Origin of the sequence: Caulobacter mirabilis, from assembly GCF_002749615.1 — a bacterium.
GTDB lineage: Bacteria > Pseudomonadota > Alphaproteobacteria > Caulobacterales > Caulobacteraceae > Caulobacter > Caulobacter mirabilis.
On the sequence record NZ_CP024201.1, the window covers coordinates 802,761 to 823,313 of the forward strand.

Consider the following 20,553-nt stretch of genomic DNA (forward strand, 5'->3'; position numbering starts at 1 on the left):
GCATGTTCGGCTTCGCCAAATCGCTCTTCGGCTCTTCCAACGACCGCAAGGTCAAGGCCATGCAGGGCCGCGTGGACAAGATCAACGCCCTGGAGCCGCAGATGCAGGCTCTGACGGACGAGCAGCTGCGGGCCAAGACCGTCGAGTTCCGCGAGCGCCTGGCCAAGGGCGAGTCCCTCGAGGATCTGCAGAGCGAAGCCTTCGCCGTCGTGCGCGAGGCGGCCCAGCGGACCCTGGGCCAGCGTCACTACGACGTGCAGATGATCGGCGGCATGATCCTGCACAAGGGCGGCATCGCCGAGATGCGGACCGGTGAAGGCAAGACCCTGGTCGGCACCACGGCGACCTACCTGAACGCCCTCGAGAGCAAGGGCGTCCACGTCATCACCGTCAACGACTACCTGGCCAAGCGCGACGCGGACTGGATGGGCCAGGTCTACCGTTTCCTGGGTCTGACCGTGGGCGTGATCGTCAACGGCTTGTCCCAGTCGCAGCGCCAGGCGGCCTACCAGAGCGACATCACCTACGGCACGAACAACGAGTTCGGCTTCGACTACCTGCGCGACAACCTGGTCTACGACGTCTCCGAGATGGTCCAGCGCGGCCACAACTTCGTCATCGTCGACGAAGTGGACTCGATCCTGATCGACGAGGCGCGCACGCCGCTGATCATCTCGGGCCCGACCGAGGACCGCTCGGACTTCTACCGGATCATCGACGGTCTGGTGAAGGAGCTGATCAAGGACTCCGAGACCTTCGAGCACGACGAGAAGCAGCGCCAGGTGCTGCTGACCGAGAAGGGCTCCGAGACGATCGAGGACGTCCTGATGCAGGGCGGCCATCTGGGCGAGGACACCGCCGGCCTCTACGACGCGGCCAACGTCTCGGTGGTCCACCACGTCAACCAGGCCCTGCGCGCCAACATCCTGTACACGCGGGACAAGGACTACATCGTCAAGGCCGGCGAGGTGATCCTGATCGACGAGTTCACCGGCCGCATGATGCAGGGCCGCCGCCTGTCCGAAGGCCTGCACCAGGCGATCGAGGCCAAGGAAGGCGCCGATATCCAGCCCGAGAACCAGACCCTGGCCTCGGTGACCATCCAGAACTACTTCCGCCTCTACAAGAAGCTGTCGGGCATGACCGGCACGGCCGCGACCGAGGCCCAGGAGTTCGGCGACATCTACAAGATGGACGTCGCCGAGATCCCGACCAACCGTCCGATCCAGCGGATCGACGAGGACGACGAGGTCTACCGGACCGCCGCCGAGAAGAACGCCGCGATCCTCAAGCAGATCGAGGACTGCTACCGCCGAGGCCAGCCGATCCTGATCGGCACCGTGACCATCGAGAAGTCCGAGCAGCTGTCCGAACTGCTGTCCAAGCACGAGTTCGAGCTGGACGGAAAGAAGCAGAAGGGCATCCCGCACAACGTGCTGAACGCCCGCTACCATGAACAGGAAGCCCTGATCGTGGCCGACGCCGGCGTGCCGGGCGCGGTGACCATCGCTACCAACATGGCCGGCCGCGGCACCGACATCCAGCTGGGCGGCAACAGCGAGATGCACATCGCCAAGTGGCGACAGGAGCAGCAGGGCCTGGGCATCGAGCCCTCGCATGAGGCCGAGAAGGCGGAAAAGGCCCGCTTCGAAGCCGAGATCGCCGAGCGCAAGGCCGCGGCCCTGGCCGCCGGCGGCCTGTACGTGCTGGGCACCGAACGCCACGAAAGCCGCCGGATCGACAACCAGCTGCGCGGCCGGACCGGCCGTCAGGGCGACCCCGGCCGTTCGAAGTTCTTCCTCTGCTGCGAGGACGACCTGCTGCGCATCTTCGCCGGCGATCGCCTGGACGCGATCATGCGCTCCTTCGGCGTCCAGGAAGGCGAGGCGATCACCCACAAGTGGCTGAACAAGGCCATCGCCACCGCCCAGAAGCGCGTCGAGCAGCGGAACTACGAGATCCGCAAGAACCTGCTGAAGTACGACGACGTCGTGAACGACCAGCGCAAGGCCGTGTTCGAGCAGCGCCAGGAGTTCATGGAGTCCAGCGACCTGTCCGAGATCGTCACCGAGATGCGTCGGGACGTGATCGAGGACCTGGTCCAGCGCCACCTGCCGCCCAAGGCCTACGCCGAGCAGTGGGACGTGGACGGCCTCGACGAGCGCGTCCAGGCGGTCCTGGGCCTGCAGCTGCCGTTGAAGGACTGGGCCTCCGAGGAAGGCATCGCCAACGAGGAGATCCAGGAGCGCATCGAGAAGGCCGCGGACGTCCGCGCCGCCGAGCGCGAGCAGATCCTGTCGGCCGAGCAGATGCGCTCGGTCGAGAAGAACTTCCTGCTGCAGATGATCGACATGCAGTGGCGCGAGCACCTCGTGCACCTGGATCACCTGCGCAACGTCATCGGCCTGCGCGGCTACGGCCAGCGCGACCCGCTGAACGAGTACAAGACCGAAGCCTTCAGCCTGTTCGAGAAGCTGCTGGGCGACCTGCGCACCAACGTCACCCGCTGGCTGATGACGGTGGAGTTCCAGTTCGCCGAGCCGGAGCCCGAGCCCGCGCCGCTGCAGTTCACCGAGGTCCACATGGACCCGCTGACCGGCGAGAACGAGCGGGCCCTGGCCTTCGCCGGCGCGGGCGCGGACCTGACCGGCGAGCAGCGCGCGGCCCTGCCGGTGTCGGCCCTGCCGGCCGGCTGGGAGCGCACCGGCCGCAACGCCGACTGCCCGTGCGGTTCGGGCAAGAAGTTCAAGCATTGCCACGGCGCGCTGGTCTAGCGACCGCGCCGACCCTGGCAGGGGCGTGAAGCGCCGCTCGTCCGAAAGGACGGGCGGCGTTTTTCATCGGAGTGGTGTCATCCCGGAAGCCTCGCAGAGGCTGTCCGGGACCCAGTGGCCGGCGCGGAGCGGTTGGCCTGGGTCCCGGCTCTGCGGTCCGCTGCGCGGCCCTTCGGCCGGGATGACCAAAGGCTACGGCCGGGTCTCGACCGTGTAGCGCAGGGTCTGGGTCTCGCCCGGCTGCAGCTTCAGCGTCCAGGTGCGGCCGGCCGGCTTGACCTGGTGGCGCTGGCTCTCCGAGACGATGCGCATCGGGCCGTAGGCCAGCTGCACCGCCTCGAAGGTCGCGGGATAGGCGCGGTCGTTGGTCACCGCCACCTCGTACTCGGTCAGGTCGCGCTTGCCGCGTTTCCAGGCGCGCACGACCTTCGGCCGCACCTCGATGTCGGTAGCCGACGCCAGGGTCAGCTCCAGCGGCGCGTTGATCGCCGTGTTCTCGAAGGTCGTCTCGGCGGCCAGCAGGCGGCGGCCCTCCGGCGTCGTCTGCAGGATGGTCAGCTTGCCGCCGGGCAGGGGCAGGCCCAGGCCCTTGGCCTTGGTGTTGTCGGTGCGCAGCAGCAGGCTGGGGGCGACGACCTGATCCGGCTCCCACGTCGCGCCGGGCGCGTTGCGGAACTGGTAGATGCGATCGAAGCGGACGCCGTCCTGGCTCAGCATCGCCACCTGTTTCGTCTGGCGCGCCGCGACGGTGGTCGGGGTCGGCAGACTGTAGAGCTTGTAGTCGCCGAGCTCGCTTTGCACGGCCATGACGGCGACAACGCTCACCATCGCCTCGGAGCGGCGCATGGCGGAGACGACCATGTCCATGGCGGGCGGCGCTGGCGCGGGGGGAGGCGGCGGAGGGGGTGGCGGCGGGGGCGGTCGCAGCCGTCCGGACGTCGTGTCCATCGGCCAGCAGGCCGGACTGCGGGTCTTGGCCCGGGTGATGGTCGCCCGGCCCTCGCCGGTGGTCTCCAGCTTGCCGGCCACCACCTGGGTCGGGGCGTCGGCGAAGGTCGTGCCGCTGAGGTTCTTGAGCGTGATCCAGCCCAGCAGGTCCATGCCGCCGTCGTCGCGCGCCTGGGCGACATAGTCCGCCTGCCACAGCAGCCCGACCGCCAGATAGGTCAGCTTCACCGGATAGCGGCCGGCCTCGCGGACGTTCAGCGTCACCGACAGCGTCGGCCGGTCGGTCAAACCCTCGGGCGTGCGCTCGAACACCAGCCGCTCGGGCCCGCCGCCGCAGCCCATGGCTTCGAACCGGCCGTCGATCTCCAGCACCACGCCGTTAGGGCCGGAGCGGATGATGGCCTCGTCCACGGTCTCCTGACCGGTCCTGGCGTTGGTCCGCACCCGCCTGACCCGCTCGCCGACCGAGCCGGCGATCAGCGCGCCCGGGCTGAGCAGGTCGAAGTCCTGGTTCTGCTCGACCAGCCGGGCGGGAAGGCCCTCCAACGTCGCCGTCTCCGGGATGATGCCCTCCGCCACCGCGCGCAGCCGGACGGTCGTCTCGCCGGCCGGGACTTCGACGGTCCGCCATTCTGTGACCAGGGCCAGCCCGGTGCTCGGGTCGAAGCCGAAGATCTCGGCGATGTCGTCGACGGCCTGGTCCGGATAGATGGTCAGGGTCGTCGACTCGGGCCGCTCGGACGTGACGACGGGCGCCGCCATCGCCGGAAGGGCGACAGAGGCCAGCAGGGCGATCAGCAGGGCGCCGACGCCTGCGCGCATGGTCACCAGCCGTTCTCGAACGACACCGTCACCGTGGTCTCGCCGTTGGCCGGGACCGCCACCTCCCAGGCCCGGGTGAAGGCGTTCAGGCTCTGGCTGGGCAGGCTTTCCTTGAGGATCTTGGCGCGCCGGCCGAAGCCCGACTGGCGCACGTTGACCACCACCGGCTCGGGCCGGGCGTTGCGGACCAGATAGGTCATCTCGTAGCGAGTGCGCTGGTCGTTGATCCGCTCCTGCGAGACCAGGGTCGGCTGCAGGGTCACGTCGAACGCCCGGCCGGTCTGCACGGACAGGTCCGAGCCGGCCGGGGTGTGGGGGATGTTGTTCTCGCCGATGAACTTGGGGTCGCCCTTGGCGTCGCGGATATAGACCCGGATCACACCGGCCGGCATCTGCGGGCTGCTGGCGGCGCCGGAGCCGGCGGTGAAATCCAGGCGGACGTCGGCCGAGATCGGCTGCTCCTGGCTGGTGAAGTCGCCCAGCTGGACGCGATAGACCTTCTTGGCCGGCGCCTGCTGCACGCTGAGGAAGCTGACCTGCTTGGTCTGGTTCTGCGCGATCGTGGTCCGCTCGGGCAGAGTGTAGAGGTAGTAGTCGCCCAGCGCGCCTTCGCCCGACTGGGTTCCGGCCGAGGTCACGATCCCCGGCGCGCCGCGCGGCGGACGGGGGCGCGGCGACGCCGCCCCGCCGACGTTGCCGGCGACCAGCTGGACGTCGGCCTTCTCGTAGTCGGTCCCGGAGCTGTTGGTCAGGGTGATCCAGCCGGTCATGTCCATTCGGCCGCTCTTCTCGTCGAACAGCGAGACGTAGTCGGCGCGCCAGCCCAGGCCGCCGGTCAGGTAGCTGAGCCGCGTCTCCCGTGCGCCGGCGCGGGCGGAATCGACGGTGACGGACAGGGTCGGGCGGGCGCGCAGGTTCGGCGGCACCTTGTCGAAGATCACACGGGTCGGCAGGCCGTCGTCGCGCAGCACCTCGATGCGGTCGCCGATCTGCAGGACGACGCCCTCGTTGGCGGCCAGGACGGTGGCGGTCTCGGTCGTTTCGCGGCCGGTGCCGGGATTGGTGCGGACGATGCGAATCTGCTGGCCGACCGCCTTCTCCATCAGGATGTCGGGGGTCAGCAGGTCGTAGTCGAAGTTCTGCTCGACGATGCCGACGTCGGCGGCCGACAGCGACACGGTCTCCGACCGGATGTTCGGCGAGACGTCCTTGAACTCCAGCCGCTGGCGGCCGGCCTTCAGGTCCAGGTGGCGGGCGTCCTCCACCAGCGACTGGCCGGAGTTGTAGATGGTCACCGACAGCTTGCGCTCGGGCGCCGGGCCGATCGCGGCGGCGGCGGGGTTCTGGGCCTGAGCCGAGGGGGATCCGAGGACGGCCAGGGCCGCGGTCGCCAGAAGCCAATTGCGCATGAAGATCCTCTCCGAGCCGTCGGCCTGAACCTGTCACGGCCCGGAGGGGATTGTCGAGGCGGTACTCCAGTGATCTTCGGATAGCGCCTTCGCCGGGGCAGACGGTCGGGTTACCGCCCGTCCACCCAGTTGCCGTGGAAGCCGTAAGGCACTCGACGCGGAACCTTCGCGACGGCGACCGGGCCGGCGGCGATGTCCTGAGCCTCGAACACCAGCAGCTCGCTGCGGTCCTCTGCGGCGCGGTAGGCGACCGCCAGAACCCAGCCGTCGCCCTCGGGCGCGTCGTCCGAGCGGTGGACGAAGACCGGCTCGCCGACGCCGTCGCCGACCGGCGCGATGTAGTCGCCGCGGCGGCCGGTCTTCAGGTCGATGTGCGAGACGGTGTTGGTGCGGATGTCGCCGGGCTTGGTGGTCTGGCCCGCGAACCAACCGTGCCGGTTCTGCTCGAAGGTGAAGCGCTCGTCGTAGCGCGGGAACTCCCCGGCCAGGTCGTCCAGACGCTCCTCGCGGATGGTGTCGCTGGCGTCGGCCAGGTCGAAGGTCCAGCGCACCAGATAGGCGCCGCACTGCCGGCCGCGGCGGCCGTCGGCCAGAGGGAACAGCGGCGCGACGTCGTATTTCATCACGTCGGCCACGACCTTCGAGCCGTCTTCCCAGGCGTTCATGACGTGGAAGACGTAGCAGGCGTCGGTCGAGAACCAGCGGATTTTGGTGGTGTCCTCGTCGCGGCGCATGACCCCGACCAGGGCCGGCTTCTCCGGCTCCCAGGCGAACGGCGGCTTGCCGCCCATGGCCCGTTCCAGGCTGCCGGTCAGGGGCAGGATCGGGAACAGCACATGGTTCCGGGTGACCATGAAGTCGTGGACCATCGAGCTGTAGGGCGCCTCGAAGGTCTCGCGGCGGGTCAGCCGGCCGTCCTTGTCGGCGACGCCGTAGCTGACCATCGGCGACAGCGGCATCATCGCGTCGGCGTAGCCGAAGAAGACCATCTCGCCGGTGTCGGGATCGAACTTCGGATGGGCCGTGACCTTGCCGCCCAGGTCGACCGAGCCGACCGGCTCCAGGCTGTCGGGATCGATCGCGAAGGGGGCGTGCGCCTCTTCCAGCGCCAGCAGCTTGCCGCCGTGCCAGACGATGTTGGTGTTGGCCGCGCCGCCGGTGTCCCGGCCGATGTACTCCGGATCGGTGGTCATCGGATTGCCGAAGGTGCCGAACAGCGAACGGCCCTCGGCGTGCTCCAGGTTCCACTTCTCGGTCCTGACCCAGCGGTTGCGATAGCTGACCTTGCCGTCGCCGACGAAGAAGCCGTGGATCATCCCGTCGCCGGAGAACCAGTGGTGGTTCGGGTCGCGCGGCTCGAACTGCGGGTTCGGCCCGTTGCGGTACAGCGCCCCGCGCAGGCCCGCCGGGATCTCGCCGACCACCTCCAGCTCGAAGTCGTCCTCGGTCCGCACCGGCGCGAAGTTGCCGGTCAGATAGGGATTGATGCGCGCGTCGCCGTCCATGGCCTGTCCTCCGTGAAGCCTCTGCGGGCTCGATCTGAACGGTGTAAACTTACGGCGTAAATGGAACGAGAGTCAAGAGACGCGGGGACATGCGCGGAAGGGCGGAAATCCTTTGCGTCCTTCGAGACGCTCGCTTGAGGCTCGCTCCTCAGGATGACGAAGACCGAGCCTTGCTGAATACGTCATGGTGAGGAGCCGGCCCTCAGGCCGGCGTCTCGAACCACGCAACGTTGTTCAGTGTCCCGTTCCCTACGGCTTCACGATGATGCCCTGGTCCGGGCGGGCCTCGCCGGCGAGGACGGCGAGGTAGGCGGTCTTGGCGGCCTCGGCGCCTTGGCAGGTCTGGATCTTCAGCCAGCGGCCGGTGTCGGCGGCGAAGGTCCGCCAGGCCGCGTCGTGGCGCTGGTGGAAGCCTTCCGGGCCCCAATCCTGGCGGCGCTTGGTGATGCGGTCGGGCGCGAAGAAGAAGATCGGCGCCGGGCCGGGCATCGGTTCCGACTGGCCGCCGGTGAAGTCCTGCCAGTGGGTCAGGCCGACCAGGCAGCTGTACTTCAGCTCGTCGCCGAACCGCTCGTGGATCCGGCGGATCAGCCCGGCGTCGCCGGCGAAGTCGACCAGCACCGCCGGCGTCGCCACCGGCGCGGCCTCGAAGTCGTCGTAGAGAACGACCTGGTCGTAGTAGCCGAGCGCCTCGACGAAGGCCTGGTTGCGGGGCGAGGTCAGGCCGACGACCTTGACCTTGCCGGCCGCCTTCAGGCGATGGGCCAGGCCGATCGCGGTGCGGCTGGAGGCGCTGGTCAGGATCACCGACCTGGCGCCGTGGAAGTCGCTCTCCTCCAGGAAGTCCTCGAGCAGGAACGAGGTCGTGAACAGGATCACCGACCGCTCGGCCTCGAAGTCGCCGCCGGCCGGCGCGGATTGATAGAGGTTGTAGGTCGGCGGCAGCGGCGCGCGGTGCGGGGCGTCGTCGATGAAGCCGGCCGGCGTCCGTCGCGGCTGGGCGACCAGATGGCTCGACATCGGCCAGTAGCCGTAGAACCGCTCGCCGGGCTGGAAGTCGGGATGGCGCGAGACCTCGACGACGCCGTAACCCCAGACCGGGATCCGGCCCCAGCCCTCGGGCGCGGGGAAGAACTGCCAGTAGCCGAGCTGGTCGCCGGCCATCGCGTAGGTGACGTTGTTGGCGGTCAGCGCGAACGATTCGATGCGCAGGCGGACTTCGCCGTCGGCCGGCGCGACGGCGGGGGCCTCGACGACATGGGTCTTGTTCAGCTTGTCGCGGCCGACGATCAGGTCCCAACCCTGGATGGTCATGGCTGTCTCCTTTGCGGTGACTGACGTACAGTGTAAGCGTTAGCTCTGACCCTAAGTCAAACGAACGTTTAAAGACAGATGCCGCGCCTGCTTTCCGAGACCGATGTCGCCGACTTCCGCGAGCGCCTGATCACGGCCGCCGAGCATCTGTTCGCAGAGCACGGCCCCGACGGCGTCACCATGCGACAGCTGGCGGCGGCGCTGGGGGTCAGCCCGATGACGCCCTATCGCTACTTCAAGGACAAGGACGCCATCCTGGCGGCGGTCCGCGCAAGCGGTTTCGCGCGGTTCGCCGGCGCGCTGGAAGCGGCGACGGCGGCCAGCGTCGACGGGGTGGGCCTGACCACCGCCACCGGCCGGGCCTATGTGAAGTTCGCGCTGGAGAACCCCGACGCCTATCGGCTGATGTTCGATTTCGCCCAGCCGAACGAGGCGGACTATCCCGACCTGGTCGAGGCGACGGCCCGCTCGCGCGCCATGTTGATCCGCCACGCCGAGGGCCTGGTGAAGGCCGGAGAGGCCGAGGGCGATCCGGTGATGATCGCCCACATCATCTGGTCGTCGCTGCACGGCCAGCTGGTGCTGCAGATGGCCGGCAAGCTGTCGCCGGACGTGGACCCGTCCGCCCTGCGCCGCGAAGCCTTCGCCACGATTCTGCGCGGACTGAAGCCGCGGGCTTGACGGTCGCCGGGGAAGGCGTGCGTGGTTTCGCTGCGTGGTTCGAGACGCTCGCTTGAGGCTCGCTCCTCACCATGACGAACTTTGTTGCAGCCCATCCGACTGCGTCATCCTGAGGAGCGGCGAAGCCGCGTCTCGAAGGACGCACGACGCATCCGCGGGGAGCCTTCGATGTCCGAACCCAAACCCTTCCAGGTCGACTGGTCCGAGACCGAGGTGCGGCGCGTGCTCGACCAGGTGCGGGGCTATCCCTGGCCGCCGGCGCCGGCCGTGGACAACGGCTGGCTGTACGGGACCGACGCGCGGTTCCTGGAGGAGATCTGCGTCCACTGGGCCGACCAGTACGACTGGCGGGCGGCGCAGGCGGAGCTGAACCGGTTTCCGCAGTTCACCGCCCGGGTCGAGGACTTCGACATCCACTTCGTCCATGTCGTCGGCGAGGCGGGCGGCAAGCGGCCGCTGCTGCTGACCCACGGCTGGCCCGGCAGCCACTACGAGTTCTGGGCGAGCATCGAGAAGCTGGCCTTCCCGAGCCGTCACGGCGGCGATCCGGCCGACGCCTTCGACCTGGTGATCCCGAGCCTGCCGGGCTTCGGCTTCTCGTCGAAGCCGACGCGGCCGATCGGCCAGCGGACCACGGCCCGGCTGTGGAACGCGCTGATGACCCAGGTGTTGGGCTACGAGACCTACCTGGCCCAGGGCGGCGACTGGGGCGCGCTGGTGACCTCCTGGCTGGGCTTCGACCATGGCGCCCATGCCAAAGCCATCCACCTGAACATGATCGGCCTGCGCCCGGCCGGGCCGCCGCGGTCGCAGGCGGAGATCGACTGGATCGCCCGCACCGGCGCGATGATGCAGATGCTGGGCGCCTACTTCGGCCTGCAGGCCTCCAAGCCGCAGTCCCTGGCCTGGCTCGGCGCCGGCAATCCGGTGGGGCAGGCGGCCTGGATCCTGGAGCGGTTCCACGACTGGTCCGACCTGCGCGAGAAGCCGGTGGTCGGCGTCTATACGCGCGACCAGCTGCTGACCAACGTCATGATCTACGTGATGACCGGCAGCTTCACGACCGGCGCCTGGTACTATCGCGGCCTGATCGAGGAGGGCGGCGTGGTGCTGCCGGAGGGCCAGCGCTGCGAGACTCCGACCGCCTTCGCCAACTTCCCGGGCGAGGCTCTCTACAGCGCCCCGCCGCGCAGCTGGGCCGACCGGGCCTACAACATCACTCGCTGGACCGAGATGCCCCGCGGCGGCCATTTCGCGGCGATGGAGGAGCCGGACCTGTTCGTCGAGGACGTCCGGGCCTGGGCGCGGGAAGCGGGGTGAACTCTTGCGCCGTCATCCCGGCCGTAGCGTAGCGGAGAGCCGGGACCCAGGACCGCAACGCGCCTGCCGGGGTCCCGGATAGCCTCCACGAGGCTTCCGGGATGGCACGTGGGAGAGAGTCTCAATCCTCCGCCTGCCTCCGCAGGAAGAACAGCGCCACCAGGCTCAGCACCGCGGCGGCGCTGACGTAGTAGCCGACGTAGGCGACGCCGCCCTTGCTCACCAGCAGCTGGGCCGCCATCGGGGTCAGGCCGCCGCCGATGATGCCGCCGACGTTGAAGGCGATGCTCGAGCCCGTGTAGCGCACCCGCGCCGGGAACAGCCCCGGCAGCCAGGCGCCGAGCGGGCCGTAGACGAAGCCCATCATCAGCAGCAGCACCGACAGCAGCACGCCGATCAGCAGCAGCGAGCCTCCGCCGAGCAGCGGCGAGAAGAACAGCCCGAGCACCGCGGTCAGGGCGCAGCCCCACATCAGCACCCGACGGGGCGTTGTGGCGTCCGACCAGTAGCCGGCCCAGATGATCCCTCCGGCCATGAACAGGATGGCGACCAGCTGGACCATCAGGAAGGTTTCGCGGCTGTAGCCCAGCGTCGTGGTGCCGTAGCCCAGCGCGAAGGCGGTGGCGATGTAGTAGATGCAGAAGCAGGCCACGACGCCGAAGGTGCCGCCCAGGGTCTCTCGCCAGTGGTTCTTCAGCACCTCGCCCAGCGGCACGGCCGGCGGCGGGGCCTTCTCCATCGCGGCCTTGAAGTCCGGCGTCTCGGTCAGCCGGCCGCGCACCCACAGACCGATGCCGACCAGCACCACGCTGACGATGAAGGGGATGCGCCAGCCCCAGGTCTTGAACTGCTCCTCGTTCAGGACCAGCCCGAGGATCAGGAAGAAGCCATTGGCGGCCAGGAAGCCGACCGGCGCGCCCAGCTGCGGGAACATGCCGAACCGGGCCTTCCAGCCCGGCGGGGCGTTCTCGACCGCCAGCAGCGCCGCGCCGCTCCACTCGCCGCCCAGGCCGAAGCCCTGGCCGAAGCGCAGGATGCAGAGCAGCAGCGGCGCGACCCAGCCGGCCATCTGGTAGGTGGGCAGGAAGCCGATGGCGACCGTCGAGCCGCCCATCAGCATCAGCGAGGCGACCAGGGTCGACTTGCGTCCGATGCGGTCGCCGAAGTGGCCGAAGAAGACCGCGCCGACCGGGCGGGCGATGAAGGCGATGGCGAAGGTGGCGTAGGAGGCCATCAGCTGGGCCGAGGGACTGTCCGACGGGAAGAACAGCGGCCCGAACACCAGCGCCGCGGCCGTGGCGTAGATGTAGAAGTCGTAGAACTCCACCGCCGTGCCGACCAGGCTGGCGGTCAGGACGCGCCGCGTCTGCGGCCTGGCGATCGCCGTCTCGGTCATGGTTTCCCCCGTTTCCTTGTTTTCCTCCGCTTGGGGGCTGACGGCGGCGCGGTCAAGGAATCTGTCCGATGTTTAACTTGCCCGAAGCGGGTGACGGCGATTGATCCTGCCCGCGGAGGGCGGCCCCCCGGCTCCCGCAGAGTGATGGGAAGTGGCTTGGACCGCCCGCTGAGACTGGACCAGGGGCTGCGACCCGAGGCCTGCAGGCCGATCTTCCGCCAGTTCGGACGCCTGCACCTGCCGGGCGTGTTGGTCCAGGAAGACGCGATCGCGCTGCATCGCGCCATCGTCGGCGCTGAAGGTTGGCGGCGGACGGTCCACGTCGAGGATGGGCGCGACGCCGAACTGTCCATCGAGGAGATCGAGGAACTGGGGCCGGAGCAGCGCGCGGCCTTCGAGAAGGGGCTGCACGACATGGCCCGCGACTCGTTCCGCTACGTGTTCGATTCCATCCGGGTCAGCGCCCTGGCGCAGTTCGACCAGCCGGTCGACCCGGCCCTGGTCGCGATCTGGCGGTTCATGAACAGCGAGACCTTCCTGGGTTTCGTGCGCGAGCTGACCGGCGACGACCGCCCGGCCTACTGCGACATGATGGCGACCCGCTATCTGCCGGGCCACTTCCTGACCGCCCATGACGACGAGGCCCCGGGGAAGAACCGCCTCTACGCCTATGTGCTGAATCTGACGGCGCGCTGGCGGGCCGACTGGGGCGGCATCCTGATGTTCCTCGACGACGAGGACCACGTGGCCGAAGGCTATGTGCCGGCGTTCAACGCCCTGAACATCTTCAAGGTGCCGCAGCGCCACGCCGTGTCCCTGGTCGCGCCCTTCGCCGGCGACCAGCGCATATCGCTGACCGGCTGGATCCGGTCCGCTCCGCCCGCGCCGGGCGAGAGCTGAACCCGCTGGCCAAGCCGCCGAACCTGTTGTTACAAATCCGTAAGGTTCTGGGGGGAGCTGGTCGGGGTTCGGGTGCGGAAGATTTCACTCGTCGACAGAGAGAGACTGACGGCCGCGCTAGCCGAGCGCGGCTGGGCGCGGAGCCTGATCGAGACCGCTGACCTCGACGATCTTCTGGCGACGGCGAAGGCCGGATGCTGGATGCGGCTGGAAGGCGAAGGGCGCGGGCTCGACGCGAGCGACGGCGGCGGCGGCGCGCTCGCCGCGGCGCTGGGGGTCGCCTCCGCCCGCCTCGTGCGCCATCGCGCCGGCGACTTCGGCCTGCCGCCGACCGAGGCGGGGACGACCTTTCTCCTCGACCTCAATGACGACTGGCCCTCTCCGCGCGGCGGGCTGCTGCTGTTCCAGGACGGCGATCAGGTCGCCGGCTTTCGACCCCAGGCGGGGGCGGTCACTCTGTTTGACGGCGCACGGACGCCGCTGCTGACTCTGGTCGCGCCGGGCGCGCCAGACCGCTACGCGATCATCGGACGGCTGGCGTAGGGACAAGCCGGGCGGCTATAGGCCGTTGACCGCCCTCAGTCCCGGATACCGCCATGGCCCGCTACGATTTCGCCTCCGACAATGTCGCCGGGGCCATGCCCGAGGTGATGGAGGCCTTGGCCGCCGCCAATGCGGGCGCCGCGTCCGGCTACGGGACCGACCATGTCAGCGCCCGCGCCGCCGATCTGATCCGCGCCGCGCTCGACGCCGATGCGGACATCCGTTTCACGGCTTCGGGCACCGCCGCCAACTGCCTCGCGCTGGGGATCCTGGCTCAGCCCCACGAAGCGGTGCTGGCGCACGAACATGCCCACATCTGCACCGACGAGACCGGCGCGCCGGGCTTCTTCGGCGCCGGGGTCGGGCTGATCCCGCTGCCGGGCGCGAGCGGCCGGATCGACCCGGCGGCGCTGCAGGCGGCGCTGGCCGAGCCCGATGTCTCCTACCGCCAGCCGGCCGCGGCCCTGTCGCTGACCAACGCCACCGAGTACGGCACGGTGCAGTCCGTGGAAGCGCTGGCGGCGCTGGTGAAGCCGGTGAAGGCCATGGGCTACGGCGTGCACCTGGACGGCGCGCGGCTGTCCAACGCCGTCGCCGCCGGCTTCGACCTCAAGGCCGTGGCGACGATGGGCGTCGACATCCTGGTCATGGGCGGGACCAAGGCTGGCTCGACCCCGACCGAAGCGCTGGTGCTGCTGAACAAGGACCTGGGCCGCCGCCTGGACGCGCGCCTGAAGCACGCCGGCCAACTGGTGTCGAAAGGGCGCTTCCTGTCGGCCCCCTGGATCGGGATGCTGGAGACCGGCGCCTGGTCGATCCGCGCGGCCCACGCCAACGCCATGGCCCGGAAGCTGGCGGCGCTGATGCCCTTCCCGATCGCTCACCCGGTCGAGGCCAACGGCATCTTCGTCGAGATGGACGAGGCGGCCCTGGAGCGGCTGCGCGCCAAGGGCTGGTTCGTCTACCGCTTCCTGGACGGGACAGTGCGCTTCATGTGCTCCTGGGCGACCACGCCGGAGATGGTCGAGGAGCTGGGCTCGGCGCTGCGGGAGATCGCTTGAGTCCTCTCCCATCGGGAGAGCGGAGGCGAGTTGGGCTTGCCTGACCTAGCGTCCGCGCCTTAGCTCGATCGCATGAGCGAGCAATCCCATCCCGAGATCCGCGAGGCCGTGCGCAAGCTGTGCGCCGGCTTTCCCGGCGAGTACTGGCGCGCGCTGGATCGCGACCGGACCTATCCCACCGAGTTCGTGAAGACGTTGACGGAAGCGGGCTTCCTGTCGGTGCTGATCCCGGAAGAGTACGGCGGCTCGGGCCTGGGCCTGTCGGCGGCGACGGCGGTGCTGGAGGAAATCCACCGCAGCGGCTGCAACGGCGGCGCCTGCCACGCCCAGATGTACACGATGGGCACGATCCTGAAGCACGGTTCGGCCGAGCAGAAGGAGCGCTACCTGCCCAGGATCGCCACCGGCGAGATCCGGCTGCAGGCGTTCGGGGTCACCGAGCCGACCGCGGGCACCGACACCACCCGCATCTCGACCTTCGCCAAGCGGGTGGGCGACAAGTACGTGGTCAACGGCCAGAAGATCTGGATCAGCCGCGCCGAGCACAGCGACCTGATGGTGCTGCTCTGCCGCACCACCGCGCGCGAGGACGCCAAGCGGCCGGCCGAGGGCATGAGCGTGCTGCTGGTCGACATGCGGGAGGCGGTCGGGAACGGCCTGACCATCCGGCCGATCCGCACCATGCTGAACCACGCCACCACCGAGCTGTTCTTCGACAACCTCGAGGTGCCGGTCGAGAACCTGGTCGGCGAGGAGGGCAAGGGCTTCAAGTACATCCTCGACGGGATGAACGCCGAGCGCATCCTGATCGCCAGCGAATGCATCGGCGACGGCCGGTTCTTCATCGACAGGTCCAGCGCCTACGCCAAGGAGCGCTCGGTGTTCGGCCGCGCCATTGGCGAGAACCAGGGCGTCCAGTTCCCGATCGCCCGCAACTACGTCCAGCTGTCGGCGGCGGCTCTGGCGGTCGACCATGCGGCGGCGCTGTTCGAGGCTGGCAAGCCCTGCGGCACCGAGGCCAACATGGCCAAGATGCTGGCCAGCGAAGCCAGCTGGGCCGCTGCCGACACCTGCATCCAGACCCACGGGGGCTTCGGCTTCGCCGAGGAGTACGACATCGAACGCAAGTTCCGCGAGACGCGCCTGTACCAGGTGGCTCCGATCAGCACGAACCTGATCCTGAGCCACGTGGGCACGCATGTGCTGGGGATGCCGAAGAGCTTCTGACGGCGCCCTCTACCCGTATGTCCCGGCGAAGGCCGGGACCCAGGTCGGAGGGCTGGGCTTCGACGGGTAATCATCTAACGCTGAGCCCGTAGCTGGGTCCCGGCCTTCGCCGGGATGACCGGCGTTGGCCAGCAAAACCGTCACACGCCGCCGCTACGCTCCGAGCCCTGATCAATCGGGGCGACGACGGTGAGCGGGAAGAGCTGTGGCGATTGCGGGCTGTGCTGCAAGCTGCTGGCGATCCAGGCGCTGGGCAAGAAGGACGGCGACTGGTGCGGCCATTTCCGCAAGGGCGGAGGCGGCTGCGGCGTCTACGCTGACCGGCCGGACGCCTGCCGGGTGTTCAGCTGCATGTGGCTGCATTCCGACCGGCTGGACGACGCCTGGAAGCCGAACAAGGCGAAGTTCGTGCTCTACACCGATCCGGAGGGGCGGCGGCTGAATGTCGTGGTCGATCCGGCCGATCCCATGGCCTGGAAACGCGAGCCCTACTACGGACGGATCAAGGCGATGTCGTCGCGGGCCGACGAGGGCTACCAGCTGGTCGTCAGCATCGGCCGCCGACGGGTCGTGGTCTTCCAGCACGACGACATCGACCTGGGCCTGGTCGACCCGGATCACCGCATCGTCTCCGGCTTCGCCGACGTCGAAGGCCAGCGGACGCCCTACGCCATGGTGCTGAGCGATCCGGGTTCCGAGGAAGCCGCTCGCCAGATGTGACGGGCGGCCTATAGTTCCCGGCCTGTCCTGGGGAGTCTCCTGCCATGCGTCGCCGCACCTTCCTCGCCGCCTTGCCGGCCGCCGCCTTCGCCGGTTCGGCGCTGGCCCAGAGTCGGCCGACCAACCCCAACCTGAACCGGCCCGACGTCCACGGCGGCGACCGCGTCGACGGCGCGACCTACGCCAGCCGGTCGGCGGCCTGGGGCCTGCATGGGGCGGCGGCGACGGCCCACCCGCTGGCGACGATGGCGGCGATCGAGACCCTGAAGAAGGGCGGCAGCGCCATGGACGCCGCCATTGCGGCCAACGCCTGCCTGGGTCTGCTGGAGCCGGTCGCCTGCGGCATCGGCGGCGACTGCTTCGTGATGCTGTGGGACCCGAAGACGAAGAAGGTCATCGGCATCAACGGCTCGGGCCGCTCGCCCCGGGGGCTGTCGCTGGCCACCGTGCGGTCGCGCCTCAACGACAAGGGCCTGATCCCCAGCTGGGGCGCGATCAGCGTCAGCGTGCCGGGCGCGGTCCAGGCCTGGTGGGACCTGCACCAGAAGTACGGCAAGCTGCCGTGGAAGGACCTGTTCGGCCCGGCCATCGGCCATGCGGAGGAGGGCGCGCCCGTCGCCCAGACCGTGGCCTACTACCTGGCCAGCTCGCACAGGCGGTTCAACAATCCGGCCACCGGCCTGGAGGAGGTCGCCAACTTCAACAAGCTCTGGGCGCCGGAAGGCCGCACCCCGCGCGAGGGCGAGGTGTTCCGCAATCCGGACCTGGCCAAGACCTACCGCCTGATCGCCGAGGGCGGGCGCGACGCCTTCTACGACGGGCCGATCGCCGATGTGATCGAGGCCTACTTCAAGCGGATCGGCGGCTGGGTGACCCGCGCCGATCTGAAGAGCCACAAGAGCGAATGGACCGCCCCGCTGGTCAGCGGCTATCGCGGCGTCGACGTCTACGGCCTGGCGCCCAACAGCCAGGGCCTGTCCACCCTGCAGCTGCTCAACATCATGGAGCAGTTCGACATCAAGGGGATGGGCTTCCAGTCGGCGGCGGCGATCCACCATTCGGTCGAGGCCAAGCGCCTGGCCTACGAGGACCGCGGCCGCTACTTCGCCGATCCGGATTTCGCCAAGATCCCGACCGAGTGGCTTATCTCCAAGGACTACGCCCGCGAGCGGGCCAAGCTGATCAAGCCGGACGCCATCCTGAACCCGGCCTTCCCGGGCCAGGCGCCGTCGCGGGGCGACACCACCTATTTCTGCACCTCGGACAAGGACGGGATGATGGTCTCGATCATCCAGTCCAACTTCCGGGGCATGGGCTCGGGCCTGATCCCCGACGGTCTGGGCTTCATGCTGCAGGACCGGGGCGAGCTGTTCGCCCTGACCGACGGCCACCCGAACGTCTATGCGCCGGGCAAGCGGCCGTTCCAGACCATCATCCCAGGCTTCGCGACCAAGGGCGGCGAACCCTGGCTGGCCTTCGGCGTCATGGGCGGCGACATGCAGCCCCAGGGCCAGGCCCAGATCATCAGCAACATGGTCGACTTCGGCCTGGACCTGCAGGCGGCCGGCGACAGCCCGCGCTGGCACCACGAAGGCGGCATGGAGCCGACCGGCCAGCAGCTGGGCCAGCCCGGCGAGCTGCACCTGGAGACCGGCGTCCCCGAGGCGACCCGCGCGGCGTTGCAGAAGATCGGCTGGAAGCTCGGCCCCAACCCTGGCGGCTACGGCGGCTACCAGGCGATCGAACGCTGGCCGGGCCGCTACGCCGCCGCCACCGAGATGCGCAAGGATGGCGTGGCGCTGGCGTATTAAGAGAGGTTAAGGTGACGATCTCTTCCCGCGCCGCCTAAGGTCGGCGGCACACGAGGGGAGTTGTTCAAATGCGCTATCTGTTGCTGACCGCCGCGGCGGTCGCCTTCGGCGTCGCCGCCGTTCCCGCCCTGGCCGCGCCGGCCGCCTCGGGCCAGCCCGAGCTGCTGCCGCGCAGCGTCCTGTTCGGCAACCCGACCAAGGCCGGCGCCCGCATCAGCCCGGACGGCAAGTGGTTGTCCTGGATCGCGCCCAAGGACGGGGTCATGAACGTCTGGGTCGCGCCGGCCGTCGATCCGTCGGCCGCCAAGGCGATGACCAACGAGACCAAGCGTCCGATCCGCCAGTATTTCTGGAGCCCGGACAGCGCGATGGTGCTGTTCATCAACGACAAGGGCGGGGATGAGAACTTCCTGCTCTATGGCGTCGACGTCGCCACCGGCGCGCAGAAGACCCTGACCCCGTTCGAGAAGACCCGGGTGATCATGGGCGGGACCAGCCGCGACCGGAAGGACACCCTGCTGGTCGGGGTGAACAACCGCGACGCCAAGTGGCACGACTATTACGAGCTGAACCTCAAGACCGGCGACCTGAAGCCGGTGTTCCACAACGACGGCTTCTCGGGCGTCCTCGCCGACGAGCAGCTCAAGATCCGCGGCGCCAGCAAGGTCCGCGACGACGGCGGGGTGGACTACTACCGCGTGGTCGACGGCAAGGCCGAGGCCCAGCCCTTCACCAGCGTGTCCTTCGTCGACAACAACACCGGCCCGATGGCTTTCTCGCGCGACGGCAAGACGCTGTACTGGACCGAGACCCGCGGCCGCGACAAGGCGGCCGTGGTCGCCCAGGACTACGCCAGCGGCAAGTTCACCACCATCGCCGAGAGTGACAAGGCCGACGTCGCGGGCGCGCTGTGGAGCCCCAAGACCGACAGGTTCCAGGGCTTCTCGGTCAACTATCTGAAGACCGAGTGGACGCTGACCGATCCCGCGGCCAAGACCGACATGGACCTGCTGTCCAGCAAGCTGAAGGGCGAGATCGGCGTCACCTCGCGCACCGACGAGGATGATCGCTGGATCGTCGCCGTCGACCCGGTGACCGCCCCGAGCGCCACCTACCTCTTCGACCGCAAGACCAAGACCCTGACCCAGCTGTTCGTCAGCCGCCCGGCGCTGACCGGCAAGACCCTGGCGGCGATGCGTCCGGTCGAGATCAAGTCCCGCGACGGCAAGACCCTGGTCTCCTACCTGACCCTGCCGGCGGGCAGCGATGCGGACGGCGACGGCCGGCCGGACAAGCCGCTGCCGATGGTGCTGAACGTGCACGGCGGTCCGTGGGCGCGGGACAGCTACGGCTACAACAGCTGGCACCAGTGGCTGTCGAACCGCGGCTATGCGGTGCTGTCGGTCAACTACCGGGGCTCGACCGGCTTCGGGAAGGCCTTCGTCCGCTCGTCGGACGGCGAGTGGGCCGCCAAGATGCACGACGATCTGATCGACGCCGTCGACTGGGCCGAGAAGGCCGGGATCGCCGACCCGAAGAAGGTCGCCATCGCCGGCGGCAGCTACGGCGGCTACGCCACCCTGGTCGGCTTGACTTTCACGCCGGACAAGTTCGCCTGCGGCGTCGACATCGTCGGACCGTCGAACCTGAAGACGCTGTACGACACCTTCCCGCCCTACTGGACCTCGGGCCTCAGCCTGTGGCGCAAGGCCATCGGCGACCCGCGTACGCCGGAAGGCCTGAAGCTGATGCAGGACCGTTCGCCGATCACCCGCGTGGACGCGATCAAGAAGCCGCTGCTGATCGGCCAGGGCGCCAACGACCCTCGCGTGAAGCAGTCGGAGAGCGACCAGATCGTCGCCGCCATGAAGGCCAAGGGCATTCCGGTGACCTATGTGCTGTTCCCCGACGAAGGCCACGGCTTCGCCCGGCCGGTGAACAACATCGCCTTCAACGCCGTCACCGAGACCTTCCTCGAGAAGTGCCTCGGCGGGCGGGCGGAACCGATCGGCGACAGCCTCAAGGGCTCCACCATCCAGGTCCCGCACGGAGCCGAGTACGCGCCGGGCCTGGCGGAGGCGCTGAAGACCACGAAGTAGGCGCGGCGGCGTCGCGGCGCCTG

15 protein-coding genes are annotated in these 20,553 nt (G+C 69.0%); 10 read left to right on the top strand and 5 right to left on the bottom strand.

The annotated features are described in order from the left end of the window. The first annotated feature begins 2 nt into the window (after window positions 1-2). Window positions 3-2,774, top strand: coding sequence for a preprotein translocase subunit SecA (secA, locus tag CSW64_RS03955; protein WP_099620882.1), 2,772 nt, complete (start codon window positions 3-5; stop codon window positions 2,772-2,774). A gap of 192 nt (window positions 2,775-2,966) precedes the next feature. On the opposite strand, the gene CSW64_RS03960 is transcribed toward secA, so the two are convergent. From CSW64_RS03960 to CSW64_RS03975, 4 genes are all read right to left on the bottom strand, one after another. Next, entirely contained in the window at window positions 2,967-4,550 is a 1,584-nt protein-coding gene (locus CSW64_RS03960) for a DUF4139 domain-containing protein (protein WP_150131322.1), read from the bottom strand. Further along, window positions 4,547-5,953 carry a DUF4139 domain-containing protein gene (locus CSW64_RS03965; protein WP_099620884.1) on the bottom strand — a complete coding sequence of 469 codons (1,407 nt, stop codon included), beginning with the start codon at window positions 5,951-5,953 and terminating at the stop codon, window positions 4,547-4,549. The genes CSW64_RS03960 and CSW64_RS03965 overlap by 4 nt, the downstream gene beginning before the upstream one ends. A gap of 110 nt (window positions 5,954-6,063) precedes the next feature. After that, window positions 6,064-7,458: a carotenoid oxygenase family protein gene (locus CSW64_RS03970; RefSeq protein ID WP_099620885.1), complete on the bottom strand. Its 1,395-nt coding sequence runs from the start codon at window positions 7,456-7,458 to the stop codon at window positions 6,064-6,066. A 249-nt stretch (window positions 7,459-7,707) separates the two neighbouring features. Continuing rightward, complete coding sequence (locus CSW64_RS03975; RefSeq protein WP_099620886.1) at window positions 7,708-8,772, bottom strand: DUF2855 family protein; 1,065 nt, start codon at window positions 8,770-8,772, stop codon at window positions 7,708-7,710. 78 nt (window positions 8,773-8,850) lie between these two features. Between CSW64_RS03975 and CSW64_RS03980 the strand changes: the two genes are divergently transcribed. Both CSW64_RS03980 and CSW64_RS03985 read left to right on the top strand, forming a co-directional pair. Then, window positions 8,851-9,453, top strand: coding sequence for a TetR/AcrR family transcriptional regulator (locus CSW64_RS03980; protein WP_099620887.1), 603 nt, complete (start codon window positions 8,851-8,853; stop codon window positions 9,451-9,453). 168 nt (window positions 9,454-9,621) lie between these two features. Next, window positions 9,622-10,773: an epoxide hydrolase family protein gene (locus CSW64_RS03985; protein WP_099620888.1), complete on the top strand. Its 1,152-nt coding sequence runs from the start codon at window positions 9,622-9,624 to the stop codon at window positions 10,771-10,773. Between the two features lie 121 nt (window positions 10,774-10,894). Here the strand turns inward: CSW64_RS03985 and CSW64_RS03990 are convergent, their stop codons facing one another. Further along, window positions 10,895-12,169, bottom strand: coding sequence for an MFS transporter (locus tag CSW64_RS03990; protein WP_099620889.1), 1,275 nt, complete (start codon window positions 12,167-12,169; stop codon window positions 10,895-10,897). Between the two features lie 156 nt (window positions 12,170-12,325). Between CSW64_RS03990 and CSW64_RS03995 the strand changes: the two genes are divergently transcribed. From CSW64_RS03995 to CSW64_RS04025, 7 genes are all read left to right on the top strand, one after another. Beyond that, window positions 12,326-13,069, top strand: a complete 744-nt coding sequence (locus CSW64_RS03995) for a 2OG-Fe(II) oxygenase (protein WP_099620890.1) — start codon at window positions 12,326-12,328, stop codon at window positions 13,067-13,069. 72 nt (window positions 13,070-13,141) lie between these two features. Beyond that, a complete protein-coding gene (locus CSW64_RS04000; RefSeq protein WP_099620891.1) occupies window positions 13,142-13,612 on the top strand; it encodes a hypothetical protein in 471 nt (156 codons plus the stop codon). Between the two features lie 53 nt (window positions 13,613-13,665). After that, entirely contained in the window at window positions 13,666-14,673 is a 1,008-nt protein-coding gene (locus tag CSW64_RS04005) for a threonine aldolase family protein (protein WP_099620892.1), read from the top strand. 72 nt (window positions 14,674-14,745) lie between these two features. Further along, window positions 14,746-15,900 carry an acyl-CoA dehydrogenase family protein gene (locus CSW64_RS04010; RefSeq protein ID WP_099620893.1) on the top strand — a complete coding sequence of 385 codons (1,155 nt, stop codon included), beginning with the start codon at window positions 14,746-14,748 and terminating at the stop codon, window positions 15,898-15,900. A 189-nt stretch (window positions 15,901-16,089) separates the two neighbouring features. After that, on the top strand, window positions 16,090-16,620 hold the full coding sequence (locus CSW64_RS04015; RefSeq protein WP_099620894.1) for a YkgJ family cysteine cluster protein: 531 nt from the start codon (window positions 16,090-16,092) through the stop codon (window positions 16,618-16,620). A 44-nt stretch (window positions 16,621-16,664) separates the two neighbouring features. Continuing rightward, window positions 16,665-18,431, top strand: coding sequence for a gamma-glutamyltransferase family protein (locus CSW64_RS04020; protein WP_099620895.1), 1,767 nt, complete (start codon window positions 16,665-16,667; stop codon window positions 18,429-18,431). Between the two features lie 68 nt (window positions 18,432-18,499). Then, window positions 18,500-20,530, top strand: coding sequence for a S9 family peptidase (locus CSW64_RS04025; RefSeq protein WP_099620896.1), 2,031 nt, complete (start codon window positions 18,500-18,502; stop codon window positions 20,528-20,530). Window positions 20,531-20,553 lie beyond the last annotated feature (23 nt).